This is a genomic window from Pseudomonas saponiphila (assembly GCF_900105185.1).
Classification (GTDB): domain Bacteria; phylum Pseudomonadota; class Gammaproteobacteria; order Pseudomonadales; family Pseudomonadaceae; genus Aquipseudomonas; species Aquipseudomonas saponiphila.
The window spans coordinates 1,935,180-1,951,590 of sequence record NZ_FNTJ01000002.1 but is presented as its reverse complement, the minus strand read 5'-3'; the positions used below and the strand labels follow the sequence as shown (position 1 = coordinate 1,951,590).

The window sequence follows — 16,411 nt, the reverse complement described above, 5'->3', positions numbered from 1 at the left end:
AGGGTCATTCCACCTCGTCGCCGTCCAGCACCAGCTTGGCGCTGGGCACCCCGGTATTGGCCCCCCAGTAGTAGATACCCAGGGCCATGAGGGTGACGGTGAGGGTGTCGTAGGGGTGACTCAGGGCGCCGATGCCGCCGAAGCTGCCCAGGTAGGAAATGACCATGGTCAGGGCATAGAAGGCGATCAGCCACAGCGATGAGCGCACCTGCTCGCCGATGCTCAGGTGGTCGGTGGGCACCAGGCGCTTGCACAGCAGGTAGATGACGAACATCAGGATCTGCAGCCCCAGCAGCCAGGACACAGTGCCCCAGCCGGACCAGTAGACGATCAGCGCGGCGATCACGAACGACACCGGGCCGAGCAGCGCAAACGCGCTGACCCGGAACGGCCGCGGCATATTCGGGGCGCTCTTGCGCAACGCCGCGACGCTGATGGGGGCCACCGCGTAACTGAGCACCAGGGCCGCCGAAACCACGTTGATCAGCGCTTCCCAGGAGGGGAACGGCAGGGTCCAGAACACCGACAGGCCGAAGGTCAGCCACAACGCCGGACGCGGGATCCCCGATTGCTCATCGATGCGGGTGAAGATCTTGAAGAAGGTCCCGGTACGGGCCCAGCCATACACCACCCGCGGCGTGGCGTTCATGTAGATGTTGCCGCAGCCGCTGGGGGAGATCACCGCATCGGCCACCACCAGATAGGCCAGCCAGCCGACCCCGAGGGTCAGGGCGATGTCGCGGTACGGCAGGGAAAACTCCTTGCTGATACCGCTCCAGCCGTTGGCCAGCATCTCCGTGGGAATGCTGCCCAGGAAGGCCAATTGCAGCAGGCCGTAGATCAGGGTCGACAGCAGCACCGAAAGGATCAGGGCAATGGGAATGGTGCGCTGCGGGTCACGCACTTCGCTGGCCACGGAAATGATCGGCGTCAGCCCCAGGTAGGCAAAGATGATGCCCCCGGCCGACACCGCCATCTCGATCCCCGACAGGCCGAACGGCGCAAAACCCTGGATATGGAAGTTGTCGGGCTTGAAGAAGGTGAACAGCACCACGATCACCAGCAGTGGCACGACGAACTTGAACAGGCTGATGAAGTTGTTGGATTTGGCGAAGGTCTTGACGCTGGAGTAGTTGAGCCAGAAGAACAGGCACAACAGGGCAAACTGCAGCAGCCAGCCAATGGTGGTCGGGTTGCTGCTGCCTTCATGGGTCAACACCGGGAACCAGGCCGCGGCGTACTGCCGGGCCGCCACCACTTCGATCGCCACCAGGCTGGAAAAGGCGATCAGGGTGATGAACCCCATCAAATAGCCCAGCAGCGGGCCATGGGAGAACACCGGGTAGCGCACCACACCACCGGCCCTGGGCAGGGCCGCCCCCAGCTCGCAGTAGACGATGCCCAGCAGCAGCACGGCAAAGCCGCCCAGCAACCAGGAAAAGATCCCCGCCGGCCCGGCAATCGCCGAAACGTGGCTGGCGGCGAACAACCAGCCGGAACCGAAGATCGCACCCAGACCGATAAAGGTCAGGTCCACCAGAGAGAGTTGCTTCTTGAATTTGCCTTTGCCTGACATGGGGCTGCGCCTTTTTTGGGTTATTGGAATAGGCAGGTCGTATGTCACGTCGGCGGGGCCGCCCGACGCTTGCAGCACATGCGCTGTTGCGCAAGCGGGCGCCCCACCCGGGGCGCCCGGCAAGGGATTACAGGCCGACGTCCGGCAGGCTTGGCCGCGTGGCCAGGGCCTTGGCGACAATCGCCTTGACCTCGGCCAGGGTTTCCCCCTGCAGCGGCAGGCGCGGCGGCCGGGTGATGGACGAGCCGCGGCCCACCAGTTCTTCGCAGAGCTTGATGCACTGCACTAGGTCCGGACGGGCGTCCAGGTGCAGCAGCGGCATGAACCAGCGATACAGGGCCAGGGCCTCCTCGAAGCGCTGGGCCTTGGCCAGGCGGAACAGGGTTTCGCCTTCCTTGGGGAAGGCCACCGACATGCCGGAAACCCAGCCCTCGGCCCCCACCGCGACGCTTTCGACCACCACATCGTCGAGCCCGGCGAACAGCACGAAGCGCTCGCCGACAGCATTGCGCAGGTCGATGAAGCGCCGGGTGTCACCGGAGGAATCCTTGAAGCAGACGATGTTCTCGCAGTCCTGCAGGGCGATCAGCACCTCGGGGGTGACGTCGTTCCTGTAGATCGGCGGGTTGTTGTAGACCATCACCGGCAGGTCGGTGCCGGTGGCCACGGCGCGAAAATGCGCGGCGGTTTCATGGGGCTTGGCCGAGTACACCAGCGCCGGCATCACCATCACCCCATCGGCCCCGGCCTTGGCAGCCTCGCGCACCGTGTTGCGGGCGAACTCGGTGGTGAATTCGGCCACCCCGGCAATCACCGGCACCCGGCCAGCGGCGGCGTCCTTGGCGACTTCGATCACCGCGAGTTTCTCGGCGGTACTCAGGGAGGTGTTTTCCCCCACGGTGCCGCACACCACCAGGCCGGACACGCCATCGTCCACCAGCTTGCGCATGACCTGGTGAGTGGCCTGCAGGTCGAGGGAGAAATCGGCTTTGAATTGCGTGGTCACGGCGGGGAATACACCGCTCCACTGGATGGCTTTACGGCTCATGGTCTTGTCCTTGTTTGAGGTCGGCTGGGCCGACAGGCGTTGGAGACGCTATCCAGAGTCGCCTTTTATCCCCCTTGCAGCTTGAAGCTTTTCACCCCCGCAAGAGACGAAATCGGCACATTCGCCGATCCCCTGCACCCTGCTTCTCCGAGCCCGGGCGCGCGCGGGCGACTGTGCCGATTTCGTCATCCGCGCCAGGGAAAACCCACAAGCGGCCGGCCCCTCGCCAGGGCCACTCTGTAGCTCTTTCCCCGCAGGTGCCGCCATGAAAAAAATAACCGTGATCGACTCCCACACCGCAGGTGAACCCACTCGTCTGGTCATCGACGGCTTTCCCGACCTGGGCCGGGGCTCCATGGCCGAGCGCCTGCAAACCCTGCGCAGCGACCACGATCAATGGCGCCGTGCCTGCGTCCTCGAACCCCGGGGCAGCGACGTGCTGGTGGGCGCCCTGCTCTGCGCGCCCCAGGCCAGCGATGCCTGCGCCGGGGTGATCTTCTTCAACAACAGCGGCTACCTGGGCATGTGCGGCCACGGCACCATCGGCCTGGTGCGCTCGCTGTACCACCTGGGGCGCATCGACTGCGGCGTGCACCGCATCGAAACCCCGGTGGGCACGGTGCAGGCCACCCTGCATGAGGACCTGTCGGTGAGCGTGCGCAATGTGCCCGCCTATCGCTACCGCCGCCAGGTGGCGCTGCAGGTGCCGGGGCACGGCACGCTGCACGGCGACATTGCCTGGGGCGGCAACTGGTTCTTCCTGATCAGCGATCACGGCCAGCGCCTGGCCCTGGACAATGTCGAAGCCCTGACCCATTACACCTGGAGCGTGCGCGCAGCCCTGGAAGCCGCCGGAATCACCGGCGCCGGGGGCGAGATCATCGACCACATCGAACTGTTCGCCGACGACCCAGAGGCCGACAGCCGCAACTTCGTCCTCTGTCCGGGCAAGGCCTACGACCGCTCGCCCTGCGGCACCGGCACCAGCGCCAAGCTGGCCTGCCTGGCCGCGGACGGCAAGCTCGCCCCGGGCCAGACCTGGCGCCAGGCCAGCGTCATCGGCAGCCAGTTCAGCGCCCATTACGAACTGGCCGGCGAGCGGATCATTCCGACCCTGCGCGGCAGTGCCCATATCAGCGCCGAAGCCACCCTGCTGCTGGACGCTAGAGACCCGTTCGCCTGGGGCATCGGCTCGTGAAAGTGCAGGCCAATGTGATCGTGGTCGGCGCCGGCATCATCGGCGCCGCCTGCGCCCACGAACTGGCCAGCCGCGGTCTGCGGGTGCAGGTGCTGGACGACGCCCGTGGCGGCGCCACCGCTGCCGGCATGGGCCATCTGGTGGCCATGGACGACAACCCTGCGGAACTGGCCCTGAGTCACTACTCCCTCGAGCTCTGGCGCCAGTTGCGCGCTCAACTGCCCGAGGCCTGCGCCTACCGCAACTGCGGCACCCTGTGGCTGGCCGCCGACCGCGCGGAAATGGACCTGGCGCGGACCAAGCAGCAGACCCTGGCCGAACAGGGCGTCACCGGCCAGCTGCTCGACGGCCCGGCACTGGCGGCCCTGGAACCGATGCTGCGCCAGGGCCTGGGCGGTGCCCTGCAAGTGTCCGGCGACGGCATTCTCTACGCCCCGGCCACCGCCCGCTGGCTGCTCGACAGCCAGCCGCTGATCAGCTGTCAGCGCGCCCGGGTCCGCAACGTCGACGGCAACCGGCTGGAGCTCGACGATGGACGGGTGCTGCGCGCGCCCCAGGTGCTGCTGGCCAACGGCTACGGCGCCCGGGAGCTGCTGGCGCAACTGCCCCTGCGGCCGAAGAAGGGGCACTTGCTGATCACCGACCGCTACCCGCAGCAGGTGGGGCATCAATTGGTGGAACTGGGCTACGCCGCCAGCGCCCACGCCAGCCACGGCACCTCGGTGGCGTTCAATGTCCAGCCACGTCCCACCGGGCAACTGCTGATCGGCTCGTCGCGGCAGTTCGACACCCTGGAGCCCGAGGTCGAGCCCCAGGTGCTGGCAGCGATGCTGCAGCGCGCGGTGGAGTACCTGCCGGCACTGGCACAACTCAACGGCATCCGCGCCTGGACCGGTTTTCGCGCCGCCACCCCGGACGGCCTACCGATCCTCGGCGAACACCCGCAACAGCCGGGGCTGTGGCTGGCGCTCGGCCACGAAGGGCTGGGAGTGACCACCGCCCCCGGCAGCGCACGGCTGCTGGTGCAGCAGATGCTCGGTGAATGCCCGGCGCTCGACCCGCGACCTTATCGGCCCGGGCGCTTCGCCCCCCTGACTGGAGAGTCCCCATGATCATCTACCTGGATCGCCAGGCACTGGCCGTGCGGCCCGGCCTCACGGTCGCCGCCGCCGTGGCCGCCAGCGGCGACCCGCGGACCCGCACCGCCTGCAACGGCGGGCCACGGGCGCCGTTCTGCGGCATGGGCATCTGCCAGGAATGCCGGATGAGCATCGACGGCCTGCGCCAACTGGCCTGCCAGACCCTGTGCCAGGACGGCATGCAGGTGGAGCGCGGCCAATGAACGCCCAACGCCTGCACTGCCAGATACTGATTGTCGGCAGCGGCCCGGCGGGGCTGGCCGCGGCCCGGGCCGCCAGCCACAGCGCGCGCTCGATCGTGCTCATCGATGACAACCCGCGTCCCGGCGGGCAGATCTGGCGCCAGGGTCCGACGCCGTCGGCCGCGGACGAACGCTTCAAGGTTGTGCAACACCCAGCGGTGCGCTACCTCGGCGCCACCCGCGTGATCGCCGCCCTGAGCCCCCACAGTCTGCTGCTGGAGGATGCCCGGCAGGCCTGGCAAGTGGAGTTCGAACACCTGATCCTGTGCTGCGGTGCCCAGGAACTGTTGCTGCCCTTTCCCGGCTGGACCCTGCCCGGGGTCACCGGCGCCGGAGGCCTGCAGGCCCTTGTGAAAAACGGCTTGCCGATGCACGGAAAAACCCTGGTGATCGCCGGCAGCGGCCCCTTGCTGCTGGCCACCGCCGCCACCGCACGCCAGGCCGGGGCGCGGGTGCTGCGGGTGCTGGAACAGGCGCCCACCACGGCGGTACTGGGGTTCGCCAGCCACTTGTGGCGCTGGCCGACCAAACTGATCCAGGCGATCAAACTGCTCACCCCGGCCTACCGCTGCAACGCCCACGTGGTGGAGGCCCTGGGCGACCAGCAGTTGCAACGGGTGCGCATCCGCCAGGACCGGCAGCTCAGTGAACTGCCCTGCGACTACCTGGCCTGCGGCTTCGGCCTGGTGCCCAACACCCGACTGGCCAGCCACCTGGGCTGTCGCCTGGAACAGGGGGCGATCGCCGTCGACCCGCAACAACGCAGCAGCCTGCCCCAGGTCCTGGCCGCCGGCGAATGCACCGGCATCGGTGGCAGCGAGCTGGCCCGGATCGAAGGCGAGATTGCCGGCTGCGTCGCCAGCGGCCAGAGCGCCCGGGCGGCTGCCTTGATCGCTCAACGCCGGCATTGGCAGGACTTTGCTACACGGCTGCAACAGCACTTCGAACTGCAACCGAGGATCCTGCAACTGGCCCGCCCCGACACCCTGCTCTGCCGTTGCGAAGATGTGCCCTACGCAGCCGTGGCTGGCGCAGCGGACTGGAGCAGCGCCAAGCTGCACAGCCGCTGCGGCATGGGCGCCTGCCAGGGCCGGGTCTGCGCCAGCGCCGCCCGGCGCCTGTTCGACTGGCCCGAGGTGGCGCCCCGTTCGCCCCTGGTGCCGGCCCGGGTCGCTACCCTGATGCTCGACGCCTGCCCGCCGGACGCGGCAGACTGAAAACCGCCGCCGGCCCTGGTCGGCCCCTGACCCAAGCCCTTTGCAGCCCCTGGCTTTATCGACACAGATCCATCCCCCAAGCCCCCCACAGAGAGAGGCCGACGATGATCGATAGCGCACAGCTCCACCACTTGCCCAGGGCCATCGCCGCCCAATCCCCCGGAGACATCGACAGCCTGCTGGCCAACATGGCGCCCCTCGCCCCGCTGCTGGACTGCATTCCCAGCGCAGTGTTCTTCATCAAGGATCTGCAGGCCCGCTACCTGATCGCCAACCTGACCCTGGCCCAGCGCTGCGGCTTCAAGAGCATCCGCCCCTTGCTGGGCAAGACCTCCGCCGAGGTCTTTCCCGCGGTGCTCGGCCCGGTCTACACCGAGCAGGACCAGCGCGTGCTGCAGCAGGGCGTGACCATCAAGGGCCAGCTGGAATTGCACCTGTACGGCAGCCGCGAGCCGGGCTGGTGCCTGACCCACAAACTGCCGCTGTATGGTCGCGACGCCCGGATCATCGGCATGGCCGGCATCTCCCTGGACCTGCAGGCAGCCCATGACACCCATCCGGCCTACGCACGCCTGGCGGCGGTGGACCGGCACATCCGCGAGCACTACAGCGAAGCCATCCGCCTGCAGGACCTGACCCGCATCGCCAAGCTGTCCACGGCCCAGCTGGAACGCTACTGCAAGCGCATCTTCCACCTCACGCCACGGCAGATGATCCACAAGGTGCGCCTGGAACATGCCTCACAACTGCTGCTGACCCAGGAGCCCATCACTGAAGTGGCCCTGCAATGCGGCTACACCGACCACAGCGCCTTCAGCCGGCAGTTCAAGGCCCTCACCGGGCTCAGCCCGCGGCAGTTCCGGCAGAACGCCGCGGCCCCGCTCATGCCTGACAGAAAGTGCGGTAGTCGAACAGGACATTGAAGCCGGCCTTGCGATAGATCGACAGACCGTCGAGCGAGGCCTCCAGCACGCACCACCTGGCGCCCCGGGCCTGGGCGAAGCCGAGCACCGCGTGGATCAGCGCAGTGGCGTAACCCCGCCCCTGGAAACCCTGTAGCGTGCCGATATCGTCCAGCCGCGCCACCTCCGGGCCCAGGGACAGGGTCAAGGCGCTCACCGGACGCTGATCGACATACAGGCTGAAATGCTGCAAGGCCCGGCCGGCCAGCAACGCCGCCCGATGCCGCGCCAGGTACTGCTCGATGGCCGCGTCCCCCGACTCGAAGGCACTCGCCACCGGCCCCGCCCAATCCTGCAGATGCCGATCGGTGCAGCGCACCTCCATCAGCCCCGGCGCGGCCTGGCGCGAAACGTAGGTGGCCAGATCGAGGGCCATGCACCGGGTCTGGTCCGCCGCCACCATCTGCAGCTGGCGCAACTGCTGGCTGTAGCGCGCCGCCTGGGCCTGGGGCATCACCACACAGAACGGCACGCCGGCGCGCTGGAGAAACGCCACGCCCTCGGCCAGAGGCTCGGCGTTGTCGCGTTCACTGCCCTGCATCAGCAGCAGGTTCAGGCTGCTGGCTGCGACGCCGGTGCAATAGGCGTTCACCTCATCGCCAAAGCGTCGATGGAACTGCGAGATGGACAGGAAGAAATGATCCTCCGCCCGATGGTACAGATCGCTGATCGCAGCGCGCGGTGCCTGCGCCATGTCCTGCCTCCTTGAGCCTCGCGGCGCCAGGAGCGACGCCGACTGCGGGCCACGTTAAGCCCACAGCCCCGGCAGTTCCAGCACCATCCTGTTTTATTGTGCGAAGCCATGTACTGCAGGTGTAAGCAGGCGCTGAACCGCCTTGCTCATTCATCACGACAGGCTGCCGGCTGTTCTTCAGGAGGCAGACCGCCTAGTCGTAAAAACCCACGGTCTTCTTCAGATGTTCCGAATACTCATAGATCTCGTCGACCGAACTGATCGGATGACGCGTTTCAACTTTGTCCTGATCGAAAATGCCGATGTACTTTTGGGCACGGTTGAAATGCAGACGGCAAATGGGCTTGCGATTGTTGTCGTCGAGCAAGATACCGAAATAGCTCTGGGTATCACGTTGGACAATCCGCTTGGCATCGACCACCGAACGCACCACCGCTCGCACGATGTGATAACCCTCAAGCTCCTCCAGTGTCGTGAAAATCTTTTCATCCGGGCCCTCCTCGTCAGCGACCTCACGCCCATCGTTGATGGGGGCAGAATGCGTCGTGATGACCGTCTGGTTAGTCCCGCTCATGGCTGACTTGAGGCGGTCATTGATCTGATCATTGAGGAACTGCCCGATGGCCTTGCGTGTCAGCTCAGAGAACTGATCCCTGACTTTCTGGGTAATCACCCCCTCATACACCCGAGAAGCAAAAACCTTCACAAAGTCGTCATCAGGTTTGCTGATCTGGGAGGCAATCACTTTCTTGATCTGACTGACGTACTTCAATTCGCCAGCTGCACTGAGTACCGAATCGACGTCAAACGCCGACTTGGTCAACTTGATCAATTCAGGAACGGAGTACTCGTCAATGTCCAGCAGATCGAGCTCAAGGAAAGGTTTCTCATCCATCTTGTTCGGCGCGTCCAGATCGGTGAAGAACTTGTAGACCTGACCGTTGGTGAGAATGGAAATACGCGCACTGGTGACATGGAAATAGCGGAACAACTGAGAAGCATGATTGATGTGCAGTGGTTCACCGATTTTCTTGCACTCGATGAGCATCTGCACCTCGCCATCCTTGATGATCGCGTAATCGATCTTCTCGCCCTTCTTGGTTCCAACATCACAGACGAACTCCGGGGTCACCTCCATCGGATCGAAGACGTCATAGCCCAAAACCGTACTGATAAAGGGCATGACGAATGCGTTCTTCGTAGCCTCTTCAGTTTGAATGGCTGCACCTTGCAAACGCACCTTGGCAGCAAGGTTGGTGAGTTTTTCGAGAAATTCCATGAGAGACCTCTGACTGATTCCGATCCATGAGTTAGCGTGCTGGCACATTGACCGCCATAGATACTAGTCACAAACCGTCACAAAGACAGACATCCACATCAACTGGGCGCACCTGAGCAGCAGATGGCAGCAATGCAGAGAAAAACGACCCGCTGCAGCAAACTGCCTCAAGACTGATGCGCCCTGAACGACTGCCTGTAACACCACAGACAGCCAGTAGCCACTCACGCCTTACCCCTCCAGCCGATCGATCGGACGTCCGGAGCGGATCGTCCGGGCCATTTGCAGGTGGTTTTCCAGTTTCGGCAGGGTTTCCTCGGCGAACGCCTTGAGCTCGGGAAGCTCGCTGCTTTGCGCCTGTTGCCGGATCTGCCGGATCGCCGCCTCGGTGGCCTTGATCTGGTTCGTGGCGTAGACGCGGTCGCTATCCTCGCCTTCGGGAAGTGCCGGCACCAGGCGCTTGGCCTGCTCCAGCAGCTGTTCCCGGGGGGCCACCGGCAGGTCCAGTTGCCTGGCGATCTTCGCCAGATGCTGATTGGCGGTGGTGCGATCGTTGATCACCTGGATGGTGTATTCCTTGAGTGCCTTGGATGAGGTCAGCCGGTGCGCCTGGCGACTGGCTTCGATATCGGCCATGGCCCGGGCCGAGGCATCGTCGATGAAGGCCGCAGGGGATTGGGCCAGGGCGCTGCCGGCACCAAGGCCCAGCAACAGAGCCAGGCCGGCGCGGCCAAGGACAGTGGCCATCAAGTTCATGGGTGGGTTCTCCTCTTGCCAATCAATGCAGGCGGGAGCCAGCGCCCCCGCCTGCATTGGGAAAACCCTGAGCGCCAAAGGTTTACCGGGAGCGGCGCCGAGACGACGAACGGCGGCGCTCCCCGGCGTGGTCCGGGGGCCGGATCGGCACGCCGGCCTCAGGCGCTGGAGCGGCTCTTGCGCTCGCGCTTGACCGCATACATGGCTTCGTCGGCGTACTTGAACAGCTGTTTTTCTTCCAGGCCATGTTCGGGGTACAGGCCGATGCCGATGCTCGGCAGGATGTTCAGCCAATGGCCGTCCAGGCGCAGTGGCTCGTTCAGCGCATGGCGAATTTTTTCCGCCACCTGCTGGGCATCGTCGCTGTGTTGCACGCTTTCCAGCAGCACCACGAACTCATCGCCGCCCATCCGTGCCACGGTGTCGGTTTCCCGCACGCAGCCCTTGAGGCGGTTGGCCACCGCTTGCAGCAGCATGTCGCCCACGGCGTGCCCGCAGGTGTCATTGACCTCCTTGAACTTGTCCAGGTCGACGTACAGCAGGGCCATGCGTCCCGAGTCGCGCCGGGCCCGGGCCAGGGCCGAACGCAAGCGCTCGCGCAGCAGCTCGCGGTTGGGCAGATGGGTCAATTGGTCGTACTCGGCCATGTAGTGCAGGCGCGCATGCAATTGCGCGCGTTCGATGGCCGCCGCCAGCTGGGCACTGACGTACTGCAGCAGTTCCAGCTCCGCCTCGCCATAGCCTTGCGCGCCAGGGGCGCTCTTGACCATGAGCACGCCGATGGTGCCCTTCTGCGAATTCAGCGGCACTCCCAGCCAGCAACGGGGGCCTTGAATGACCGCGAACTCGTTCCACAGGTCCCGGCTCAACGGGCAAGAGGGCGCCAGCAGCAGGGACTGGCCATGGTGCAGCACCTGGGCGCAAAAACGCCCGATCAGGGTTCCGGGCCGTTCCGGGCTGCTTTCGCAGTCGTCGACGTGGTAGGGAAAGCTCAGGCTGTCGCTGCGTTCGTCGTACAGCGCCAGGGCGAAATTGAGCGCCGGCAGCCACTCGCCGATGATCCGATGCACCCGCTTGAACAGCCCCAGCAGGTCTTCGGTGGCATGGGCCGCCTCGGAGATGGCATACAGCGCGGCCTGTTTCGACTCGGCCAGTTTGCGCTCGGTGATGTCCCGGGCCACGGCAATGCGCAACTGGTCCACCTCCGACCAGCGTGCCGACCAGAGGATATGGGCCACGCGCCCGTCCTTGCGCAGGTAGCGATTCTCGAAGTTGGGCTTGGGCACGCCGCCCATGATTTCCCGGGCAGCCTGCAAGGTACGTTCACGATCGTCAGGGTGCACCAGCTCGATCATCCGCCGACCGATCAGCTCATCGGCGGTGTAGCCGAAAACCCGCTCGCAGGCAGCGCTGACAAACACGAAGCGACCCTCGATATCCACGGCGCACACGGCATCCAGGAGCAGGTCGATGAAACTGGCCAGAGGCGCGGAGTTGTTGGTTGCCATCAGAGAAAGCTACTACCCATGAAAAATGCACTGAGTACCCATCCCTTGAGCCTGTTCGGCCAGTGTCGAGCACCGGCCTTACACCCTCGCAACCCGCGAGCGGCGTTATGCCTTGTTGCCGATCAGCCCCGGTACCGCATGCAGCAGGGCATTGATCGCGAAACCGATGAACATCACCCCGCAAATCCGGGTGATCGCCAGCTCGTGGCGCAGGTAGCCGTTGCGCACCCGACGCGCGCCGACAACGCCGATGAGAATAGCGTATGCCGCCAGGCCCCCGAGGAAGCTCAGGGCAATCAGACCGGGCAGCATCGACCAGGTGAGCAGTTCGGCGCGGCTGGACAGCAGCGCGGTGAAGGTGGCCACGGCCACCGGGTAGGCCTTGGGATTGGTCAGGCCGAAGAGCACGCCGTGCCAGAACGGATGGCGCGCGGCGCCCTGGGGCTCATCGCCGTTGCCGCGACGGGCGCGGATCGCGCGCATGCCCAGCCAGAATAGGTACAGGCCACTGAACAGGCCGAGGATATTGAAAGCGTCGCTGCCGATTTCCCGGGCGCCGACAATGGCAATCAGCGCCGTGCTGCACCAGAGCACATCCCCCAGCATGTGCCCGCCGAGAAACCCGGCACCGGCCTTCCGGCCTCGGGACGCACCGATACCGAACACCGCCAGGACCCCGGGCCCGGGGGTGATGGCATAAATGAAACCCGAGGCGATAACGGCCAGCAACAGCGATGAGGTCATCGGCAAGACTCCAGAACGGATGCACCTCACGGAAACGCCAGGCACAGAACGAATCTGGCGGATTCTGCACGATCAAGGCACCTTGCCACCAGCGACTTTCGTCAGCTGCTTCCGGGCAGCGCCACCTCAGTTGCTGAGGTAAAAGCGCATTCCCGCATAAGGGTGTTCGCGACAGGCACGTAATCGCGAGGCCAGGTCACCGACATGGATCTCCAGTCGATGGCCATCGGGATCGAGAAAATAAAACGACGCGCCCTCGCTGCGGTTGTCGCGCCACTCCTGCACCGGCGCCTCCCGCAGGCGCTGGACCAGCAGTGGAAAATCCGCAGCGCCGACGCCAAAGGCGTAGTGGGTGTAATCGGCAACGGCCGGCGCCTGCCGTTGCGGGTCCAGGGACAGGCACAACCACAGCCCCGGCAACGACAGGTAGGCTCCGCCGTCCCAGGTGGCCTCCAGACGCAGCTGCAACAGCGCGTGGTAGAAGGCCAGGCTGCGGGGCAAGTCGCTGACCGCCAGAGTCAGGTGATTGAGGCCGGTAAGCATCGATTACTGTCCTTTCAGGGCTGTGCTCAGTACATAGCGCTGGCCGTCATAATGCAGGGTCGCCAGCGTGTTCCTGGGCGGCAGGTCGCGGCTTTCGCAGCCATCACGGCCCTTGAAATGCCGGGTGCTGACTTCACGGGTACGCACGATCAGATCGGCGTAACCGTTGCGTTGGCCACTGCCGACTTCCAGGGTCCGGTGCAGGGTCCGGGAGCGGCCCTCGCATTCACCGCCCCAGCCAAACTCGCCGTTGCTCTCATCCATCACCAACCCTTCCAGCAGCGGCAGGACTTCCTTGTCTTCACGTCGATACAGGGTCAGCACGCTTTTCTCGTAGGGAATGGCGCTGGAGCTGTGGTGATAGAGAACCCGCAGGCCAAAGGCCCGCTGCTCTTTATTCAGACGGTAGCGCCCGGTGTCGATCTGCAGCCCCTGCAGGGCCACGGCATCGGAGAACAGAGCAGAATCCTGGTAGTTGCTGGCCAGGGTCCAACCGGAGTCGATGTCCTGCAGCGACACGTCCAGGCTGTAGCGGCGGACGTCGCCGGTCTGGCTTCCGGGCATGGGCGTCGCCCGGGCACTGATGCTCAGCTCCGGCTCCGCGGGCCAGGGCTTGCAGACATGCAACTCTCCGGGGATATCCGTCGTGTTGTCGCACCCCGCCTGCGCCGCCGTAACGCCCCCCAACCCGGCACAAAGGGCCAGGCCGAGGCCACATGATTCCAGCCACTTCATCAAAACGCCCTCAGATACCGCTGTAGCCATTGGGCAGGACATAACGCTGGCCGTCGTAGTGCAAAGTGACGAGCAACGGCTTGGCGGTCAGCGACTTGGACTGGCACTGGTCGCCGACTTGCTCGCTGCGGGTACTGACGCTGACCGAACGCACGATCAGGTCGGCATAACCGTGGCTGCGGGTCTTGGCGATCTCCAGGGTACGGGTGGTTTTGGTCCCCTCCCCGGCACACTGGCCATCCCATTCGCCGTTGTAGGAATGGGCCAGGAACTTCTCCAGCACCGGGCGCAAGGTGCTGCCCTCGCGCACATACAGGCTGAGCCAGACCTGACTGAAAGGGTTGACCCGGGACGAGCCTTCGAACCCGGCCCGGACCCCGAACGCCCGCACCTGGGGCGTCAACTGGAAGCGCCCGGTGTCGAGCTTCACGCTCTCCAGGCGCACCGCGTCGGAAACAAAAGCCGCCGGCTGCGCATAGCGAGCCAGGACCTGTCCGCTGTTGCGCTCCAGCACGGCCAGTTGCAGGTTGTAGGTGCCGTCACCGTTGCCGCTGTCGCTGGGGTCCGGGACCATCTCCGACAGCAGGCTGATGCTCTGGTCGGCAAACGCCGGCCAGTCCTTGCACAGGGAAAAGCCCGGGACTTCGGCATTGCGCGGTGGCGGCAGGCACTGGGCCGCCACCGAGGTGGCGCCGGCCAGCAACCCCAGGCTGCCCAGCAGCAGGATCAGAGAAGAGCGAGGGAACATTCACGACTCCTTGTGACAGGCGGATACAGCGCGATTTCAGGTCGCACTATCCTCTGCCACGCGGGCGCTTTCAACGCTGGGAGCTGGTGCTCGGGAGTTGCCTTGCCTTGTGACAACTCCAGACCTGACGAATGGCCGGGGCCGGGCTAGGGTATGACGAGGTAGTATTTTGTATTACACATCACTACAACGAGATCGCCATGTCCATCATGTCCCTGCGCTTGCCCGATGAGCTCGCTGAAACCCTGGCCCTGCTGGCAAAGGCCACCGGGCGCAGCAAGTCGTTTCTCGCCGTGGATGCCCTGCGGGAATACCTGGCGCGGGAAGCCTGGCAGATAGAGGAAATCCAGAAGGCTCTGAACGAGGCCGACGCGGGTGACTTCGCCAGTGCCGAAGAAGTGGCGGCCATCGCCGGCAAGTGGACCGACAATGCGCATTGAATGGCTGCGCAGCGCCTTGAACAACCTGGATGCTGAGGCGCGTCATATCGCCCAGGACGATCCCCGGGCCGCAGCGGAATTCGTCAGGACGCTATTGGCCAGTATCGAGCAACTGGCCCGGTTCCCCTCAAGCGGCCGCGAAGGCCGCCTGCCCGGCACCCGGGAGTGGGTAGTCCCGGGCTGGCCCTACCTGGTTCCCTACCGGGTACGGGGGGATCGACTACAGATATTGCGAATATTCCACACTCGCCGGCAGCCGCCACAGCGCTGGTGAACGCTTCGCCCGCGAACCGCCCCCTGGCTCAGAACGCGCTACGGAAGATCTCCTCGATCTGCCGTTGATCCGCCGGCCGCGGGTTGGTCAGGCCACAGGCGTCTTTCAGGGCATTGGCCGCCAGCAGCGGGATGTCCTGCAACTTGGCCCCCAGCTCACGCAAACCGGCGGGAATCTCCACGTCCCGAGCCAAGGCGCGAATCGCCGCGATGGCCGCCTGAGCGCCCTCTTCCGGGCTGAAACCGCGAATGTCCGCGCCCAGGGCATGGGCCACATCGGTCAGACGCTGGGCGCAGACCGTCGCATTGAAGCTCTGCACGTGGGGCAGCAGCACCGCGTTGCACACCCCGTGAGGCAAGTCGTAGAAACCGCCCAACTGGTGGGCCATGGCATGTACGAACCCCAGGGACGCGTTGTTGAAGGCCATGCCGGCCAGGAACTGCGCATAGGCCATGTTTTCCCGCGCCACCAGGTCATTGCCGTCGTGCACTGCCTGACGCAGGTTGGCGCTGATCATGCTGACGGCCTTGAGCGCACAGGCATCGGTGATCGGGTTGGCAGCGGTGGACACATAGGCTTCAACGGCATGGGTCAAGGCGTCCATGCCGGTGGCGGCGGTCAGGCCCTTGGGCATCGCGACCATCAGCGCCGGGTCGTTGACCGACAGCAACGGCGTGACGTTGCGGTCGACGATGGCCATTTTCACGTGGCGCGACTCGTCGGTGATGATGCAGAAACGGGTCATCTCGCTGGCGGTGCCGGCGGTGGTGTTGATGGCGATCAGCGGCAGTTGCGGCTTGGCCGACCGGTCGACGCCTTCGTAGTCGGCAATCTGTCCGCCATTGGTGGCACACAGGGCAATGCCCTTGGCGCAGTCATGGGGCGAACCGCCGCCCAGGGAGATGACGAAGTCGCACTGCGACTGCTGCAACTGCGCCAGCCCCTGCTCGACGTTGGCGATGCTCGGATTGGGCTTGGCGCCGTCGAAGATCACCGAATCGATGTCCTGCATGGCCAGCTTCTCGGCAATCATCCCGGCGACCCCGGCCTTGGCCAGGCCGGCGTCGGTGACGATCAGCGCCTTGCGAAAGCCATAGTTGCGAATGGCCTCCATGGCTTCGTCCAGGCAGTTGATACCCATGATGTTGACGGCGGGAATAAAGAAGGTGCTGCTCATCAGGAAGTCTCCGGGCGAAGGCCCAATTCGGGTGTCGATGCGGTTATGCGTGACAGGATCGACTCATCGGTCACCGGCGTTGTTGATCTGGCTCAAGGGTCGGTCGTGATAAAGTCGGCGGCCGAAATACC

18 protein-coding genes are annotated in these 16,411 nt (G+C 65.0%); 7 read left to right on the top strand and 11 right to left on the bottom strand.

What is annotated here, in order from left to right; translation table 11 throughout:
- Positions 1 to 4: 4 nt before the first annotated feature.
- On the bottom strand, positions 5 to 1,576 hold the full coding sequence (locus tag BLV47_RS30815) for an APC family permease (RefSeq protein WP_092320316.1): 1,572 nt from the start codon (positions 1,574 to 1,576) through the stop codon (positions 5 to 7).
- Positions 1,577 to 1,703: 127 nt separating this feature from the next.
- Positions 1,704 to 2,624 carry a dihydrodipicolinate synthase family protein gene (locus tag BLV47_RS30810; protein ID WP_092320315.1) on the bottom strand — a complete coding sequence of 307 codons (921 nt, stop codon included), beginning with the start codon at positions 2,622 to 2,624 and terminating at the stop codon, positions 1,704 to 1,706.
- Positions 2,625 to 2,889: 265 nt separating this feature from the next.
- Between BLV47_RS30810 and BLV47_RS30805 the strand changes: the two genes are divergently transcribed.
- From BLV47_RS30805 to BLV47_RS30785, 5 genes are all read left to right on the top strand, one after another.
- Complete coding sequence (locus BLV47_RS30805) at positions 2,890 to 3,822, top strand: 4-hydroxyproline epimerase (protein WP_092320314.1); 933 nt, start codon at positions 2,890 to 2,892, stop codon at positions 3,820 to 3,822.
- A gap of 2 nt (positions 3,823 to 3,824) precedes the next feature.
- Positions 3,825 to 4,934 (top strand): NAD(P)/FAD-dependent oxidoreductase, encoded by a 1,110-nt coding sequence (locus tag BLV47_RS30800; protein ID WP_143038337.1) that lies wholly within the window; start codon positions 3,825 to 3,827, stop codon positions 4,932 to 4,934.
- Positions 4,931 to 5,164, top strand: a complete 234-nt coding sequence (locus BLV47_RS30795) for a 2Fe-2S iron-sulfur cluster-binding protein (RefSeq protein WP_092320312.1) — start codon at positions 4,931 to 4,933, stop codon at positions 5,162 to 5,164. The genes BLV47_RS30800 and BLV47_RS30795 overlap by 4 nt, the downstream gene beginning before the upstream one ends.
- On the top strand, positions 5,161 to 6,420 hold the full coding sequence (locus tag BLV47_RS30790; protein ID WP_092320311.1) for an NAD(P)/FAD-dependent oxidoreductase: 1,260 nt from the start codon (positions 5,161 to 5,163) through the stop codon (positions 6,418 to 6,420). The genes BLV47_RS30795 and BLV47_RS30790 overlap by 4 nt, the downstream gene beginning before the upstream one ends.
- A gap of 104 nt (positions 6,421 to 6,524) precedes the next feature.
- Positions 6,525 to 7,343, top strand: a complete 819-nt coding sequence (locus tag BLV47_RS30785; protein WP_092320310.1) for an AraC family transcriptional regulator — start codon at positions 6,525 to 6,527, stop codon at positions 7,341 to 7,343.
- On the opposite strand, the gene BLV47_RS30780 is transcribed toward BLV47_RS30785, so the two are convergent.
- The 8 genes from BLV47_RS30780 to BLV47_RS30745 form a co-directional block, all read right to left on the bottom strand.
- Positions 7,303 to 8,076, bottom strand: a complete 774-nt coding sequence (locus BLV47_RS30780; RefSeq protein WP_092320309.1) for a GNAT family N-acetyltransferase — start codon at positions 8,074 to 8,076, stop codon at positions 7,303 to 7,305. The genes BLV47_RS30785 and BLV47_RS30780 overlap by 41 nt on opposite strands.
- Positions 8,077 to 8,269: 193 nt before the next feature.
- Positions 8,270 to 9,355 carry a type I restriction endonuclease gene (locus BLV47_RS30775; RefSeq protein WP_092320308.1) on the bottom strand — a complete coding sequence of 362 codons (1,086 nt, stop codon included), beginning with the start codon at positions 9,353 to 9,355 and terminating at the stop codon, positions 8,270 to 8,272.
- A 231-nt stretch (positions 9,356 to 9,586) separates the two neighbouring features.
- Positions 9,587 to 10,111: a DUF4142 domain-containing protein gene (locus BLV47_RS30770; RefSeq protein WP_092320307.1), complete on the bottom strand. Its 525-nt coding sequence runs from the start codon at positions 10,109 to 10,111 to the stop codon at positions 9,587 to 9,589.
- A 158-nt stretch (positions 10,112 to 10,269) separates the two neighbouring features.
- The gene (locus BLV47_RS30765) at positions 10,270 to 11,619 is read right to left on the bottom strand and encodes a sensor domain-containing protein (protein ID WP_092320306.1); all 1,350 of its coding nucleotides are present in this window, start codon (positions 11,617 to 11,619) and stop codon (positions 10,270 to 10,272) included.
- Between the two features lie 105 nt (positions 11,620 to 11,724).
- Complete coding sequence (locus BLV47_RS30760) at positions 11,725 to 12,363, bottom strand: LysE family translocator (protein WP_092320305.1); 639 nt, start codon at positions 12,361 to 12,363, stop codon at positions 11,725 to 11,727.
- A 126-nt stretch (positions 12,364 to 12,489) separates the two neighbouring features.
- Positions 12,490 to 12,906 (bottom strand): fosfomycin resistance glutathione transferase, encoded by a 417-nt coding sequence (gene fos, locus BLV47_RS30755; RefSeq protein ID WP_092320304.1) that lies wholly within the window; start codon positions 12,904 to 12,906, stop codon positions 12,490 to 12,492.
- Between the two features lie 3 nt (positions 12,907 to 12,909).
- Complete coding sequence (locus tag BLV47_RS30750; protein ID WP_092320303.1) at positions 12,910 to 13,641, bottom strand: PA3715 family protein; 732 nt, start codon at positions 13,639 to 13,641, stop codon at positions 12,910 to 12,912.
- A 10-nt stretch (positions 13,642 to 13,651) separates the two neighbouring features.
- Positions 13,652 to 14,389 (bottom strand): PA3715 family protein, encoded by a 738-nt coding sequence (locus tag BLV47_RS30745; protein WP_092320302.1) that lies wholly within the window; start codon positions 14,387 to 14,389, stop codon positions 13,652 to 13,654.
- 200 nt (positions 14,390 to 14,589) lie between these two features.
- Between BLV47_RS30745 and BLV47_RS30740 the strand changes: the two genes are divergently transcribed.
- Positions 14,590 to 14,829, top strand: coding sequence for a CopG family ribbon-helix-helix protein (locus BLV47_RS30740; protein WP_092320301.1), 240 nt, complete (start codon positions 14,590 to 14,592; stop codon positions 14,827 to 14,829).
- Positions 14,819 to 15,103: a type II toxin-antitoxin system RelE/ParE family toxin gene (locus BLV47_RS30735; protein ID WP_092320300.1), complete on the top strand. Its 285-nt coding sequence runs from the start codon at positions 14,819 to 14,821 to the stop codon at positions 15,101 to 15,103. The genes BLV47_RS30740 and BLV47_RS30735 overlap by 11 nt, the downstream gene beginning before the upstream one ends.
- Before the next feature lie 28 nt (positions 15,104 to 15,131).
- On the opposite strand, the gene yiaY is transcribed toward BLV47_RS30735, so the two are convergent.
- Positions 15,132 to 16,280 carry an L-threonine dehydrogenase gene (gene yiaY, locus BLV47_RS30730; protein ID WP_092320299.1) on the bottom strand — a complete coding sequence of 383 codons (1,149 nt, stop codon included), beginning with the start codon at positions 16,278 to 16,280 and terminating at the stop codon, positions 15,132 to 15,134.
- Positions 16,281 to 16,411 lie beyond the last annotated feature (131 nt).